Below are 14677 nucleotides of genomic sequence, written 5' to 3'. Positions count from 1 at the left end.
AGTGGGCCCAGTGGGAACGAGCGAGCCGCGAGATGACGCAGGCGCACTCAGCCTTCCTCGACCGGGCTGGAGCGATCATCCGCGACCCCAGCCAATCAATCGTTTAGCCAAGGTTTCCTGACTGAATCGCTCCCGCGAATATCTTCCAAGTGGGAGGGCTCATGGTGATCTGAGGGCCTAGAGGCGCCTTGGAGTCTCGTACAGCTACTACAGAAACGTCGGTTGCGACCTCGACGCACTCTCCACCCATGCCGTTGCTGTAACTGCTCCTGCGCCACTGCACACTTGGGGTGAGCGTCATTGGGAATGCTCCTCCAGAACTCTCTTGATCAGCAAGCCTGATCGCTGCGGACTCAGAGCTAGCGCACGAAGATGGTCGAACGCCTTCGTGTAGAGGGCCACATCCGTGGGGTGCTCGAGATAGACGGAGTCTGTCAGCCCCTCCCGGTACACCACGTCAGGGTCCTCCTGCTCCGGAAAGCCGAGGACGGTGAACGCCCCTGTCGTGGGGTAGGCGCCCGCATCGAACGGCAGGACCTGGATCGTCACGTTCTTCAACTTCGCGATTTCCAGCATACGTTCGAGCTGCCCCGCCATGACCTGTCGGCCTCCCACCATGTGCATCAGCGCGCTCTGGTGCACGACAGTCCACACGTCGGGCGCGCTCTCACCCGCCAAGAGGTCCTGACGCCGCATGCGTACGTCGACCATGCGCTGAATCTCATCGGCGGTGTGGTCGACCCAGGCGCGGCTCTGCTCCGAGGCGTAGTCAGGGGTCTGGAGAAGCCCAGGAACGAACTCGCTGTGGTAGCTGCGCAAGCTGGATGCGGCTTGCTCTAGGCCCACGTACACGGAGAACCACGAAGGCACCGCATCTCCATGGGCGTGCCACCACCCCTTGGTCTTTGACTCCTTGGCCAAGGACTTGAGGAGGTCGCGCAGGTCATCGGGTGTTCCGTAGAAGCGACACAGTGCGTCGACGTCAGACGGCTGTACCCGTCCTTGCCCTGTCTCCATGCGGTTGACCTTCGAGCTGCTCCAGTCCAGCTCCTTGCCTACGTAGCTGCAAGTGAAGCCGTTCTCCTCGCGGAGCTTCTTGAGCTCGATCGCCAGTCGGCGACGGCGGGCGGTTGGGGAACCAGCCATGTCAAACCCTCCTGCGGTAGCGGGTGTTCCATCTCATCGGAAGTGGGGCGGATGGCCAATCACTCCTTAGAGGGAATCTCGATATGCACGTTGCACGAAGGGATGCGCACTGAGAATCTCTCACTGTGGGTGATCGTGGTGACGCAGCGCGTGTGGTGCGCGGGAAGTAGGTAGCGATGATCTATGCGAATGAATGCGCCCGGCGGGAGCCCTGGGTGCAGCGCTTCTCGGCTGAGCCTCATGAAGTAGCGGGTCTTCGACGCACGTTGAAGCTGCGATTGACCCTTTGGGGTCTGCCGGATGTGGTTGAAGCAGCCCAGATCTGCGTTGCGGAGTTGGCGTCAAACGTCATTCGTCACGTGGGGGAGGGCACGGCCGTGTGCCTCACGGTGGCCGTCCGGGGCGCCTATCTGCGCATCGAAATGCGTGACTCCGACGCCCGGGCACTTCCGACACTCCTGGACGCCGCCCCCGAAGCGGAGTCGGGGCGAGGGATGGCCGTCGTCGACGCAGTGTCCAAGCAACGCTGGGGGGTCATTCTCTGCGGTGACTCAAAGACCGTGTGGTGCGAGGTCGAGACGGGAGCAGGAATTGCCGATGTAGTGGCCGACAGCCCGAGAGTGGCACGAGCAGCGGAGCACCTGCTGCTCTATGGCGGTGGGCGTCCAGGGGCGGTGTCTGGTTCAGGTCGAGTGGGTGTCGCAGTAGCGGAGGAGGTGGCGATCGATCTGATCGCCGACCTCCTTCACTGGCTCCAGGCGCATGGTTGCGACCCTGACGATGCGCTAGACCGGGCGCAGATGCACTTCGAGGCGGAGAGCGGCTTCGAAGGGGCGGTCAGCATCCTCGCCCAGGAGGATTAGTTCGACGCGATCGCTGAGTACGTCCACACATCGGCCGGCATCTCCTGGTCGAGCTCCCACGTGATCGCCATGGGCTTGCTTCCTGTGTGGGACACATAGCGGGCAGGCCCAAGGAGCATCCAGGGCGCGGGGCCACCGATATCGGTGTTCTTGTACCGGCGAACGAAGAGCAGGATGTGGCTGCCGCGCTGTACGTGCTCGCGATACCTGAGACCGGTCGTGGATTCCTCGTCAGTTGTGCTCTGTGACTCCCAATGGAACCTCGTCGGGCTCATCGCGTAGTCCTTGTACCGGACCGAGGGCGAGAAGTCCTTCTCGTCCTTCTCCAGCGTGATGAGCAGCGCATCGGAGTTGACCTCCTTGGCGTCGACTACTCCCTGCGCGAAAGATCCCGGCATCTGGCCGCCGAAGCGGGCCACCCCGAGTGCGGCAAGGATCTCGGAACGGTTGTAGGAGCTGTGGATTTTCAAGGGGACGCCGCTGTGCGGGCCTTCCAGCGGGATCGGGAAGTGATCCGCGGTAGCAAGGCAGTGGTCGAGCACTTGGTGGAGCTCCTCGCGGACAGCCTTGTGTCTGCGCAGAGCCGTCAGTCCCTCCTGGTAGGTAGCGTAACCACCGGCCTTGTCCCAGAAGTTGAAGAACAACATGCGAGCGTAACCCTGCTCCAGCGGTGACAAGCTGTCGTACAGCGGAGCGTCGTCGGCGAGGAGCCGTTGGTACACCTCGATGCGCTCCTGGTCATCTACGTGAAGGAATGAAGGGATGCGCTTCAGCAACCCCAACTCACCTTCTGGAGCTGCGTCGGTAAGCAGGTCAGCACGGCGCAGTAGGCCGGTCCACGAGTTGCCGTTTCCGCCGCGGTAGAGCTCCTTGATCTCGCGGCCGCTCTCCTCTAGGTAGGTGGACAGGCGGTGCTCACCGTAGGCAGAGACTTCTCGGGCTAGCGCGCCCACGTTGACGTTGATCTGGTCTTTGATGTTCTTGATGATGGTTTGCTTGGCCTTGGCTTCCAAGATGATCTGGCAGCCCGATGGGAGCAGGGGGAAGTCGTTGCTCAGGTTGTCGAGCAGGCGCTTTCGGGTGAGGTTGGTCAGGGCGCGGAACTGATTCTCGAAGCGGAACTCTTTGCGGTGCTGCCCGATGAAGTCGAGCACCGTGAGGACGGCCTTGTCTTCGGTGCGACGAAGTCCTCGCCCCAGCTGTTGCAGGAAGACGGTGGCGCTCGCCGTGGGGCGGAGCAGGAGCAAGGTGTCGACGTCAGGGATGTCGAGGCCCTCGTTGAAGAGATCGACAGAGAAGATCACCTGAACCTTCCCGGTCTTGAGGTCCATGAGGGCTTGCTCTCGCTCATCACGTCGGCTCTCTCCGGAGAGGGCGATGGCGTTGAGTCCGGCCCTTTTGAAGTAGTCAGCCATGAAGTGCGCGTGCTTGACCGAGACGCAGAACCCAAGGGCGCGCATGGAGCTTGGAGAGCCGATCTTCTCCTTGACCGCCTTCACTACAAGCCGTGCGCGTACGTCATTCCCGGTCAAGACGTTACTGAGGGAGGTCGAGTCGTAGGAGCCTCGCTTCCACTCCACGGAGCTCAAGTCGGTGTTGTCGCTGATCCCGAAGTAGTGGAACGGGCTGAGCAAGTCGTTCTCCAAGGCCTCCCACAGCCGCATTTCGGCCGCAATGTGCCCTTCGAAGAACTCATCCTGGATGTTCTTGCCGTCCATGCGTTCGGGTGTCGCGGTCAACCCAAGCAACTCACCGGGTGTGAAGTGGTCGACAATCTTGCGATAGGTAGGAGACGTTCCGTGATGGAACTCGTCGATAACAATGACGTCAAAGTGGTCAGGGGAAAGTCGTTCCAGTACGCGGGAGTTAAGTGACTGAACGCTAGCGAAGACATGTGTCCAGTCCTTTGGGATCTCTCCGCTGTGGAAGGGCTCGCCAAAGTTGGCGTCATTGAGTACACCCTGATATGTCCGCAGGGACTGGTCCAAGATTTCTTTGCGATGAGCGACAAAGAGGAGACGCAGGTCGCGCCCAGCCTGACGGCGAAGTCGTTTGTAGTCGAGCGCTGCCATGACGGTCTTGCCCGTTCCCGTCGCGGCGACGAGGAGGTTGCGGTGACGGCCGCGGATCAAGCGCTCGACTTCCAAGCGCTCCAACATGTCCTTCTGGTGCGGGTAGGCGGTGACTTCAAGTCCGGAGAGAGTGATGGTGTTCCTTCCAGTTCCCTGGGTGCGTCCGCTCGCTTGAGCCAGTGCGCCGTCTAGGCGGTCTGCATCGTCCTCGGGGCAGTACGGCTCGAATGCGGGCTCGCTCCAGTAGGAGTCGAACGTTGCTGCAAACTTCCGCAAGACGGCAGGCGTAGCGACTGAAGACATGCGTACGTTCCACTCGAGGCCGTCCAGGAGCGCTGACTTGGAGAGGTTGGAGCTGCCTACGTAGGCAGTTTCGTATCCACTGTTGCGCCGGAAGAGCCAGGCTTTCGCATGCAGTCGTGTCGACCGAATCTCGTAGTTGACCTTGACCTCGGCGCCAAACTCATTGACTAGGCGATCCAAGGCTTGCCGCTCTGTTGCTCCGATGTAGGTGGTCGTGATCACGCGGATGGGAGTGCCGCGATCGCGGGCGGCTCGCAGGGACTGTTCGAGCACGCGGAGGCCGTGCCATTTCACGAACGCACAAAGGAGGTCAATGTGATCTGCTGTGGCAATCTCGGCGCGCAGCTCAGAGCCGAGGCTGGGGTCTTCTGGAGAGTTGGTGAGTAGGGAGGCTTCGGAGAGGGGAGTCAACGGGCGCAAAGCAAAGGCCCCAGGTGCTTCCTGCTCGGCGAGGGCGATGAGTTGGCGCGGGCCGTCGGCGATGAGCTCGGCTGCCAGCTCCTTGCCGCTATCGCTGGCAAGCTCAGTTGATTCCAGTGCTGCCATCAGCGCGTTAGCTGCACGAACTCGTTGACCATGTGGCAACTGGAGCAGCCTTTGCCCAATGACCTCACCTAGGTGGCGGGCCAGGACGTGTGGCGCGGAATCGGAGCTGACCTCAGCATCGATGGTCTTCCAACCAGCAGCTTCAAGATGCTCTATGTCGTCCTGGAGCCCTTGGGTGATGAGTTTCTCGTAGACACCAGCTACTGGCCGCTCAACACCCCACGACTCCACCATGCTGACTCCCTTGACCGCCGAAACCGATGTGGCTCCGTTCTAGCAGGAGTCGTTGACGGTCGATGCTTGAGCATCGAAGCTTGCAACTCTGAGATGTGCGCGAGATCAGGTCCAGAATTGGCTGTATGTCGACGAAGTATGTCCGGAGCTGAGTGGCTCGAATAGCAAGGCCTTGAGGTTGGCCCGGGCGCCTCCAGAGGCAGATGCCCGTCCCGGGCCCGGGCCCGGAACCGCGACGGCCGTCAGGCGCCGCCCCCATGGCACCCCGCATAAGCCACCCCCGACCCACACCAACAAACCCCGCCCGCCTCCGGCGGCCACCCCTCCGCGCGCCCCCGTGCCGCCAGCGTCGTCGCGTACTGGGGGAGGAGGGACGAGTCCTCCGGGGACGTGCCCTCCGAGGCGGCGAAGGCCTCGTAGGACGGGACCGTGCCCGTCACGATGCCGAGGTTCGGGGTGCCCGAGGCCGCGAGTTCGCGCAGGGAGGACTCTATGGTCCTCAAGTGCGCCTCGTGCGAGGGGTATTCGGAGGACAGCGACGGGTACGCCGTCAGGAGTTCCGTCAGCTCCGTGGCCGGCCAGTGCAGGATCGCCACCGGGAAGGGGCGGGAGAGCGCCTCGCGGTACGAGCCCAACTCCGCCTGGATCCGGGCGATTTCCGCCCGCAGTTCCGCCGGGTTCTCCGAGCCGAGCAACCAGACCCGCTTCGGGTCGTGGAGTTCGTCCAGGGAGACCGAGGCCGTCGAGACGTGGTCCGCCAGCGCGTCCCAGTCGTCGTGGTCCGCGCCCAGGAGGCGGCGTACGCGGTGGCGGCCGAAGAGGAGCGGGTGCGTCGTGTACGGGGGCTCCGCCGTCTCCGCGGGGAGCAGAAGCGTCACTGCTTCCGTGAACGTGGCGTGCGCCTGTTCCAGCTCGTCGTGGGCCTCCAGGGCCTCCGCCACGATCACCCAGGGCGCCGGCTCCCGCGGGGCCGCCGTGCGCACACCCTCGATGATCGCCCGTGCCTCCGCCTCGTGGCCGTACTCCCAGAGGTTCGCCGCCTTCAGCGCGCGGATCAGGAGCGGGGCGGACGGGGGCTGCGGGGCCGAGGACGACAGCAGGTGGTCGTAGAGCGTCGTCGCGCGGTCGCGCTCACCGGCCAGTTCGAGGTGGGCCGCGGCCTGGAGGAGGAGCTGTTCGGTGTCCTCCGGGTACAGGTCGGCCGTGCGCTCCAGGCGCGCGGCTTCGGCGATGTGGTCGACGTCGACGTGGTCGGCAGCAGCAGGCTTGTCGGGGCGCATACGGGACACCGTACTGCCGAGAGGGCCCTGGGCAGGAGGGGCGGTTGGGTGCCGTTCCGCCATGGATACTTCCGCCCCCAGCGCCTATCCTCCCCGCGGCCGTCGGTCGAAGGGGGCTTCGTGCGGGATCGCGTACCGGTCGTACAGCAGGGGCGTCCCCCTCGGCGGTCCACCGCCGCGCGGGCCCTGTGGCACGGCGCCGAAGTCGCCGTCACCCTCGGGCTCGTCCTCCTCCTGCTCGTCGCCCATCAGCTGTGGTGGACCAACCGGCAGGCCCGCGCCGCCGCCGAGGAGAAGGTGCGGGCCCTGGAGGAGGAGTGGGGCGGGCCCACAGCAGGGTCGGGGTCCGGTTCCCGTGGCGATACCGCACCCGCACCCGGGGCCGGGGCCGACGCCGACCCCGGGCGCGACTCCAGGTCCGGGGCGGACTCCGGCGCCGCCCGCCCCCGTGGCGCCGGCCCCACCCCTTCGCCCCCACCCCACTGGGACCAGGCCTACGCCGTCCTCCGCATCCCCCGCATCGGCATCCGCGTCCCCGTCGCCGAGGGGATCAGCAAGAGTGCCGTGCTCAACCAGGGGTACGTCGGGCACTACCCCCGCACCGCCCAGCCCGGCCAGGCCGGGAACTTCGCGCTCGCCGGGCACCGCAACACGCACGGCGAGCCGTTCCGGTACATCAACCGGCTGCGGGACGGGGACGAGCTGCGGGTCGAGACCAGGGACGCGGTCTATACGTACGTCGTGGACAAGGCGCTGGACCGGACCTCGCCCCGCGACGGCGGCGTCATCCGGAGCGTGCCGCGCAGCGAGGTGCGCAAGGGGTACGGGTACAGCGAGCCGGGATTCTACATCACCCTCACCACCTGCACCCCCGAGTACACCTCGAAGTATCGGCTCGTGGTGTGGGGACAGCTTCGGTCGATGCGACCTCGATAAGGTCGTCGTTCGTGATCCTTCGACGACCCCATCTGCTGTGGCTGCTCGGCCCCTTCGTGCTCTATGTCGGGGCCCTGCCTCTCGCCAATCGCGTACGGCCCGTCGTCCTCGGGCTGCCCTTCCTCTTCTTCTGGCTGCTGGCCGCCACCCTGCTCACGCCCCTGTGCGTGTGGCTCGCCCACCGGGGGGACCGCAAGCTCAGGAACGGGGGCCGGAGCTCATGAGTGACGGAGCCGTCGCCACCACCGTCTTCGGCGTCTTCATGGCCGCCACCGTCGCCCTCGGCCTCGCCGCCGTCCGCGGGCGCGGGCGGCAGGGCGGGATCGCCGAGTGGTCCGTGGGCGGGCGCAGCCTCGGGGCCGTCTTCATCTGGGTGCTGATGGCGGGGGAGGGGTACACCAGCTTCAGCTATCTGGGGGCCGCGGGCTGGGGGTACAACTACGGCGCGCCCGTCCTGTACGTCGTCGCGTACATGTCCTGCGGATACGCCGTGGGGTACGTGGTCGGGCCCATGCTCTGGGCCTACGCCCGGCGGCACGGCCTCGTCAGCATCTCCGACATGGTCGCCCACCGCTACGACCGGCCCTGGCTCGGCGCCGGGGTCGCGCTGCTCGTGACGGTGTTCCTGCTGCCGTACATCCAGTTGCAGATCACGGGCATGGGCGTCGTCGTCTCGACCATCTCCTACGGCGCGATCAGCCTCAACTGGGCGTACTTCATCGGCTTCGCGGTCACGACCGGGTTCGTGGTGGTGAGCGGGCTGCGCGGAAGTGCCTGGGTGTCGGTCCTGAAGGACGTACTCGTCATCGGGACGCTCGGATTTCTCGCCGTCTATGTGCCGGTTCACTATTTCGACGGGTACGGGCCGTTCCTGGACCGGATCGTCGCGGAGAAGAGCGACTGGCTGACGCTTCCCGGGAGCGGGGGGAGTGCCTATGGCGAGGCCTGGTTCGCCACCACCTCGCTGCTCAACGCGCTCACCGTCGTCATCTTCCCGACGACCGTCGCCGGCTACCTCGGCGCCCGCAGCGCGGACGGGCTGCGCCGCAACGCCATCTGGCTCCCCGCCTACAACGTGCTGCTCTTCGTGCCCATGCTGCTGGGCATGGCCGCGCTCTTCGTCGTGCCCGGACTGGTCGGGGCCGAGTCCAATCTGGCGCTGTTCAAGCTGGTCGTGGATTCGCTGCCCGCGTGGGGCGTCGGCGTGATCGGGGTCGCCGCCGCGCTCTCCTCCATCGTGCCCATGGCCGTGTTCATGCTGGTCATCGGGACGATGTGGGGCAGCAGCGTGCTGTCGCTGCTGCCCCGGTGGCGCTCCCCGCAGCGGCAGAAACTGGCCTCGCAGGCCGTGGTCGTCGTCGCGGGCGCGCTCGCCCTGGCGCTGACGTACGGGGCGCCCAACACGCTCGTGCGGCTCTCGCTCATCTCGTACGAGGGGATGGCGCAGCTGGTACCGATGCTGCTCCTGGGTCTGGTGTGGCGGAAGCTGACGCTGGCCGGGGCGCTCAGCGGGCTCGTCGTGGGGGTCGGGATCGTGTGCGGGCTCGTCTTCAGCGAGAACGATCCCGTCTTCGGCGTGAACGCGGGGATCGTCGCGCTCGCCGTGAATCTGGCGGTGGCGCTCGCCGTGTCGTACGGGGTGCCGCACGCGGGTACCGCCGACCGCGCGGACACCCGGCCGGACGAGGACGTACTCGCGCGCGACCCCCTCGACGAGGAGGTCGTCCCCGCCGACGCCGACGTCGACGCCTCCGCGGGAGCGGCACGCTGACCGCGGCCACCGGGGCGGGGCCCACCGGGTCGGGGCCCGCCGGCTTCTTCAGGCGGTGGCGGCCCATCCTGTATAAACGTCAGTAGGACAAGTGCCGTGTGCACCGATCGACGTGCGCCGGCCCGCGGGACCGAGGAGAGGAGGAGCGCATGCACGACCTGATCCGCAGCTGGAAGGCCGCCGCGCGCCCCGCCCTGCTCCTGCTGTTCCTCCTCGTCGAGGTCGTCCTCGTCGACACCGGCAGCCTCACCGCCGCGGTCGCGCTCGCCGCCACCGCCGCCGCGGGCTCCGCGCTCACCGTCTGCTCCCTGCTCGCCGCGCGCTCCGCGCCCGCCGTGCCGCGTACGCGCGTCCGCACGGCCATCCGCGACCGGGAGCGGCGCACCGCCTTCCTGCCCCAACGCGACCCCGACGCCAAGGGCCGCAGGCGCCCCCGAGCACCCGGCCGTCCCCTCCCGACGGCCGCGTAGGGGCACGCGCAGCACATCGCCCGACCCTCTCGCGGTTCGTCACGCCGACGCGACGTCATTCCGTACGTCGCCCTCTCTTCCGGCACGACGAAACCCTCGGAGGGCTTCTCCATGTCCGATCTCTTCTCCGCCTTCATGTCCGTGTTCGCGGGGCTCGTCGAGCACCTGGCCGACCTGCTCGACCCGCTCTTCCAGGCCTCGGCGACGGCCGCGGCGATCGTCCTGTTCACCGCGTGCGTACGCCTCCTCGTCCACCCGCTCTCCCGTGCCTCGGCCCGCGGCCAGAAGGCGCGCGCCAAGCTCTCGCCGCAGATCGCCCAGCTGCGCAAGAAGCACGCCAAGAACCCGGAGAAGCTCCAGCAGGCCGTCCTCGAACTGCACCGCAAGGAGCAGGTGTCGCCGCTCTCCGGCTGCCTGCCGAGCCTCTTCCAGCTGCCGGCGTTCTTCCTGCTCTACCACCTCTTCTCCAACACCAGCATCGGCGGCGAGAAGAACACGCTGCTCGACCACACCCTGTTCGCCGCGCCCCTCGGCGGGCGCTGGACGGACGCGCTGGCCGACGGCGGGCTCTTCGGGGCGCAGGGCGTGGTCTACCTCGGCCTGTTCGCGCTCGTCGCGGCGGTCGCCACCTTCAACTTCCGGCGCACCAAGCGGCAGATGGCGGCCACGCCCCAGCCGGGCGCCGGTGACCAGCAGGTGCCGGGCATGGCCGCGATGACCAAGGTGATGCCGCTGATGTCGTTCATGACTCTGTTCACGGTGGCCGTGGTGCCGCTGGCCGCCGCGCTGTACGTGGTGACCAGTACGACCTGGAGCGCGGTGGAACGTGCCGTGCTGTACCGGGACATGCCGAACGCGGCGGGGGCGCTGGCTACCGCCGGGTAACGGTCCAGTACGTGAACCGGGTATTGCATACCGCACGCCGACCTTGGACGATCGACCAAACCTCCGATGGCCGCAACCCATCGGCCGGGCCACGCTCGACCAAGGGAGACAGACCATGAAGCTGCTGCGAGTCGGTACGGCAGGGGCGGAGCGCCCCGCGCTGCTCGACGCCGAGGGGACCCTGCGGGACCTGTCGGGGGTCGTCGCCGACATCGACGGCGAGGTCCTTGCCGACGCCGCCGCGCTCGGCCGGATCAGGGCCGCCGCCGACCGCGGTGACCTGCCCGTTCTCGACGCGGATGGGCTGCGTGTGGGCCCGCCGGTGGCGCGCGTGGGCAAGGTGGTCTGCATCGGGCTCAACTACCACGACCACGCCCGCGAGACGGGCGCCGAGCCGCCCGCCGAGCCCGTCGTCTTCCTCAAGGCGGCGGACACGGTGGTCGGCCCGGACGACACGGTGCTCGTGCCGCGCGGCTCGGTCAAGACCGACTGGGAGGTCGAGCTCGCCGTGGTCATCGGACGTACGGCGCGCTATGTGGAGTCGCGGGAGGAGGCGCTGGCGCACGTGGCGGGGTACGCCGTGGCGCACGACGTCTCCGAGCGGGAGTTCCAGATCGAGCGGGGCGGCACCTGGGACAAGGGCAAGAACTGCGAGACGTTCAACCCGCTGGGCCCCTGGCTGGTCACCGCGGACGAGGTACCGGACCCGCAGGCGCTCTCCCTCAAACTCTGGGTCAACGGCGAACTCCAGCAGGACGGCACGACCGCCGACCAGATCTTCCCGGTGGCGGAAGTGGTGCGCTACGTGAGCCAGTTCATGAGCCTCCACCCGGGCGACGTCATCAACACCGGCACTCCGGCGGGCGTGGCGATGGGCAAGCCCGAGCCGAAGCCGTACCTGCGGGCGGGGGACGTCGTGGAGCTGGAGGTCGAGGGGCTGGGGCGGCAGCGGCAGGAGCTCAAGGGGGCGTGACGCCGAGGAGCGCCGCCCTCAAGGGGTGGCGCTCCCGGGCGTGTTCACCCTCGCGTCAGCCCGCGACGAACCGCTCCAGCGCCTCCACCACCAACGCGTGGTCCGCCACCTGCGGCAGGCCCGACACCACCACCGTGCCGATCACCCCGGCGCCCTCGACCGTGATCGGGAACGCGCCGCCGTGGGCCGCGTACACGTCCGGGTCCAGGCGGGAGGAGGCCTCGAAGGTCGTGCCCTTGGCACGGAAGCGGGAGCCGACGAGGTACGAGGAGCAGGCGTAGCGCTCGACGACGCGGCGTTTGCGGTCGATCCAGGCGTCGTTGTCCGGGGTGGAGCCGGGCAGCGCCGCGTGGAAGAGCTGCTGGCCGCCGCGCCGGATGTCGATCGCCACCGGGGCGCGGCGCTCGCGGGCCAGGTCCACGAGGAGCGTGCCGAGCGCCCACGCGTCGTCGTGCGTGAAGTGAGGGAGCGTCAGGCGGGCTTCCTGGGCCTCCAGTTCGGCGATCGAAGGTGCCTCGCTCACAGCGTCACCGTCACACCGTCGCGGGCCGAGCGGCGGGCCGCCTCCAGGACGTCGAGGGCCGCGGCGGCCTCGTGCGCGGTGACGGGGTTCTCGCCGGCGCCGCGCAGGGCGTCGGCGATCGCCGCGTAGTACGCGGGGTAGTCGCCCGGCAGCGTCGGGAGCGGGCGCCCGCCGCCCGTCAGGGGCGACTCGCCGGAGCCGACCCGGCCCCACATCGACTCCGGTTCCACGCCCCAGGGGGCGTCGGGCGCGGGGCGCCTCCCGTCGCGCAGGGCCGCCTCCTGCGGGTCCAGGCCGTACTTGACGTAACCCGCCTGGGAGCCGAGGACCCGGAAGCGCGGGCCCAGTTGGGCCGTCGTCGCGCTCACGTACAGGTGCGAGCGGACGCCGTTGGCGTGGGTCAGCGCGATGAACGTGTCGTCGTCGGTCTCCGCGCCGGGGCGCCGCACGTCCGACTCGGCGTACACGGCGGACGCGGGGCCGAAGAGCGCGAGGGCCTGGTCGACGACGTGGCTGCCCAGGTCGTAGAGGAGACCGCCGATCTCCTCGGGGTCGCCCGACTCGCGCCAGCCGCCCTTCGGCCGCGGGCGCCACCGCTCGAAGCGGGACTCGAAGCGCCATACGTCGCCCAGCTCGCCGTCGGCCAGCAGCTGCCGCAGCGTGCGGAAGTCGTTGTCCCAGCGGCGGTTCTGGAAGACGGACAGGAGCAGGCCGCGCTCGTCGGCGAGGGCCGCCAGCTCGCGTGCCTCGGCGGCCGTGCCCGCGATCGGCTTGTCCACGACGACCGGCAGGCCCGCCTTGAGCGCGGCGGTGGCGAGCGCCACGTGCGTCTTGTTCGGGGAGGCCACGACGATCAGGTCGAGCTCGTCCGCGCGCTCCCACAGCTCGTCCGCCGACGCCGCGCAGCGCAGTCCGTCGCCGAACTCGGCGCGGGCCCGGTCCTGCCGCTCGGGGTTCGACGTGACGACCGTGTCGAGCGCGAGGCCCTCGGTCGCGGCGATCAGCGGGGCGTGGAAGACGGAGCCCGCCAGGCCGTACCCGATGAGGCCGACGCGGAAGGGGGAGGTGGGGGTGCCGGGGCCTGTACCAGTCATGCCGTCCACTTAAGCAACGGTGTTGCCAAAGTGCAAGCGGAAGGGACAATGGCCCCGTGGAGTCGTACGTGAACAGGGCCAACACCGGAGCGAACCTGCCGGCGCTGCGCGGGCACAACGCCGCGCTCGTGCTCGATCTGCTGCGCGCGGCGGGTGCGGCGGGCATCAGCCGCCTGGAGCTCGCCGAGCGCACCGGGCTCACCCCGCAGGCCGTCAGCAAGATCACCGCGCGGCTGCGCGCCGAGGGGCTGGCCGCGGAGGCGGGGCGCCGCGCCTCGACGGGCGGCAAGCCCCGCACCGTCCTGCGCCTGGTCCCCGACGCGGGCCACGCGGTCGGCCTCCACCTGGACCGCGACGAGCTGACGGCCGTCCTCACCGATCTGACCGGCGCCGTCGTCGCCGAGCGCCGCACCCCGCTGGCCTTCGGCGCCGGTGCCGACGCGGTGGTCGGGGCGGCGGCGGGGGAGGTGCGGGAACTGGTGGCGGCGCTCGGCGCGGACGCGGGGCGGGTCTCCGGGGTCGGCGTCGCGCTGCCCGGTCCCCTCGACCACGCCGCGGGGGTGCTGCACCGGGTCACCGGGTTCCCCGCGTGGGACGGGTTCGGGCTGCGGGACGCGCTCGCCGGGCGGCTCGGCCTGCCCGTCGTGGTGGACAAGGACACCAACGCCGCCGCCCTCGGCCTCGCCCTCGCGGGCACCGCCGACTCCTTCGCGTATCTGCACCTGGGCACCGGACTCGGCGCCGGGCTCGTGCTCGGCGGCGCGGTGCACCGGGGCGCCCGGACCGGGGCCGGGGAGTTCGGCCACCAGGTGCTCCAGCTGGACGGGCCGCCGTGCGAGTGCGGTGACCGCGGCTGCGTCGAGGCGCTCTGTCTCGCGGCCGTCGCCCGGGGCGACCTCGGGGAGGCCGCGCGGGTCCTCGGCACGGCCGCGGGGAACCTCGCGGGGCTGCTCGACATCGACCGCGTGCTGCTCGGCGGGCGGACCGTCTTCGCCGCCGCCGACCTCTTCGTACGCGAGGTCGGCGCGGTCGTCGCCGCGCGCGTGCGGCGCGGGGGCGGGGGAGTGGAGGTGCCGGTGGCCCTCGCCGCCGGCGGGGAGCGGGGGGTCGCGGAGGGGGCGGCCCAACTCGTCCTCGCGCCGCTGTTCGGACGTGCGGCGGTGGCGTTTCCCGTGCGGAGCAACGAGCAGAAAATCGGCTGATCGGGGGGACTTGGGCGGCTGATCGGTCCCGTCGGGCGGTGGCGTCGCGGTCCGCTCGCGCGCGCGTGGCAGGGTCTCTGGCCATGACCGGTGGATCTCCGCCGCCCTTGCCGCGCCGTGGTGGGACGGGGGTGGGGTGGGGGTGCCGGCCGGTCGGTACGTGTCCGTCCGTCCGTCCGCTCGTCGGCTGGTCCGCTCTTCGGCCCGTTCGCCGATCTGCTTCCGGCCCGTTCACCGATCCGCTTTCGGCCCGTTCACTGACCTGTTGCCGGCCCGTTCACCGATCCGCTTCCGCCCCGCTTACTGGTCCGCTTCCGGCCCGTTCACTGTCCGCTTCCGGTTTCTGTTCCGCTCCGGTCCTTCTGCTCGCAAAGGTCTC

The 14677-nt window shown here is 68.8% G+C and carries 14 protein-coding genes; 8 read left to right on the top strand and 6 right to left on the bottom strand.

What is annotated here, in order from left to right; genetic code table 11:
- Positions 1-103: 103 nt before the first annotated feature.
- Both AB0L89_RS35080 and AB0L89_RS35075 read right to left on the bottom strand, forming a co-directional pair.
- Positions 104-301, bottom strand: coding sequence for a DUF397 domain-containing protein (locus AB0L89_RS35080; RefSeq protein WP_365150511.1), 198 nt, complete (start codon positions 299-301; stop codon positions 104-106).
- Entirely contained in the window at positions 298-1146 is an 849-nt protein-coding gene (locus AB0L89_RS35075; protein WP_365150508.1) for a helix-turn-helix transcriptional regulator, read from the bottom strand. The genes AB0L89_RS35080 and AB0L89_RS35075 overlap by 4 nt, the downstream gene beginning before the upstream one ends.
- Before the next feature lie 176 nt (positions 1147-1322).
- On the opposite strand from AB0L89_RS35075, the gene AB0L89_RS35070 reads away from it, so the two are divergent.
- Positions 1323-2009, top strand: a complete 687-nt coding sequence (locus tag AB0L89_RS35070) for an ATP-binding protein (protein WP_365150505.1) — start codon at positions 1323-1325, stop codon at positions 2007-2009.
- Here AB0L89_RS35070 and AB0L89_RS35065 read toward each other — a convergent pair.
- Positions 2006-5164 (bottom strand): DUF3427 domain-containing protein, encoded by a 3159-nt coding sequence (locus AB0L89_RS35065; RefSeq protein WP_365150502.1) that lies wholly within the window; start codon positions 5162-5164, stop codon positions 2006-2008. The genes AB0L89_RS35070 and AB0L89_RS35065 overlap by 4 nt on opposite strands.
- Before the next feature lie 242 nt (positions 5165-5406).
- Positions 5407-6444 (bottom strand): hypothetical protein, encoded by a 1038-nt coding sequence (locus AB0L89_RS35060; RefSeq protein WP_365150499.1) that lies wholly within the window; start codon positions 6442-6444, stop codon positions 5407-5409.
- A gap of 120 nt (positions 6445-6564) precedes the next feature.
- On the opposite strand from AB0L89_RS35060, the gene AB0L89_RS35055 reads away from it, so the two are divergent.
- The 6 genes from AB0L89_RS35055 (at position 6565) to AB0L89_RS35030 (ending at position 11479) form a co-directional block, all read left to right on the top strand.
- Positions 6565-7380 carry a class E sortase gene (locus AB0L89_RS35055; RefSeq protein WP_365150496.1) on the top strand — a complete coding sequence of 272 codons (816 nt, stop codon included), beginning with the start codon at positions 6565-6567 and terminating at the stop codon, positions 7378-7380.
- A gap of 11 nt (positions 7381-7391) precedes the next feature.
- Positions 7392-7604 carry a DUF3311 domain-containing protein gene (locus AB0L89_RS35050; RefSeq protein WP_365150493.1) on the top strand — a complete coding sequence of 71 codons (213 nt, stop codon included), beginning with the start codon at positions 7392-7394 and terminating at the stop codon, positions 7602-7604.
- Entirely contained in the window at positions 7601-9151 is a 1551-nt protein-coding gene (locus AB0L89_RS35045; RefSeq protein ID WP_365150490.1) for a sodium:solute symporter family protein, read from the top strand. The genes AB0L89_RS35050 and AB0L89_RS35045 overlap by 4 nt, the downstream gene beginning before the upstream one ends.
- Before the next feature lie 149 nt (positions 9152-9300).
- Entirely contained in the window at positions 9301-9621 is a 321-nt protein-coding gene (locus tag AB0L89_RS35040; protein WP_365150487.1) for a DUF6412 domain-containing protein, read from the top strand.
- A 135-nt stretch (positions 9622-9756) separates the two neighbouring features.
- A complete protein-coding gene (locus tag AB0L89_RS35035) occupies positions 9757-10506 on the top strand; it encodes a YidC/Oxa1 family membrane protein insertase (RefSeq protein WP_365150736.1) in 750 nt (249 codons plus the stop codon).
- 115 nt (positions 10507-10621) lie between these two features.
- Positions 10622-11479 (top strand): fumarylacetoacetate hydrolase family protein, encoded by an 858-nt coding sequence (locus AB0L89_RS35030; RefSeq protein ID WP_365150484.1) that lies wholly within the window; start codon positions 10622-10624, stop codon positions 11477-11479.
- Between the two features lie 55 nt (positions 11480-11534).
- Here the strand turns inward: AB0L89_RS35030 and AB0L89_RS35025 are convergent, their stop codons facing one another.
- Both AB0L89_RS35025 and AB0L89_RS35020 read right to left on the bottom strand, forming a co-directional pair.
- The gene (locus AB0L89_RS35025) at positions 11535-12002 is read right to left on the bottom strand and encodes a heme-degrading domain-containing protein (protein WP_365150481.1); all 468 of its coding nucleotides are present in this window, start codon (positions 12000-12002) and stop codon (positions 11535-11537) included.
- On the bottom strand, positions 11999-13096 hold the full coding sequence (locus AB0L89_RS35020; protein WP_365150478.1) for a Gfo/Idh/MocA family oxidoreductase: 1098 nt from the start codon (positions 13094-13096) through the stop codon (positions 11999-12001). The genes AB0L89_RS35025 and AB0L89_RS35020 overlap by 4 nt, the downstream gene beginning before the upstream one ends.
- Positions 13097-13164: 68 nt before the next feature.
- On the opposite strand from AB0L89_RS35020, the gene AB0L89_RS35015 reads away from it, so the two are divergent.
- On the top strand, positions 13165-14298 hold the full coding sequence (locus AB0L89_RS35015; protein WP_365150475.1) for an ROK family transcriptional regulator: 1134 nt from the start codon (positions 13165-13167) through the stop codon (positions 14296-14298).
- Positions 14299-14677: the final 379 nt, after the last annotated feature.

This window comes from Streptomyces sp. NPDC052114 (assembly GCF_040680155.1).
GTDB lineage: Bacteria > Actinomycetota > Actinomycetes > Streptomycetales > Streptomycetaceae > Streptomyces.
This window is presented reverse-complemented; position numbering and strand designations above follow the sequence as displayed.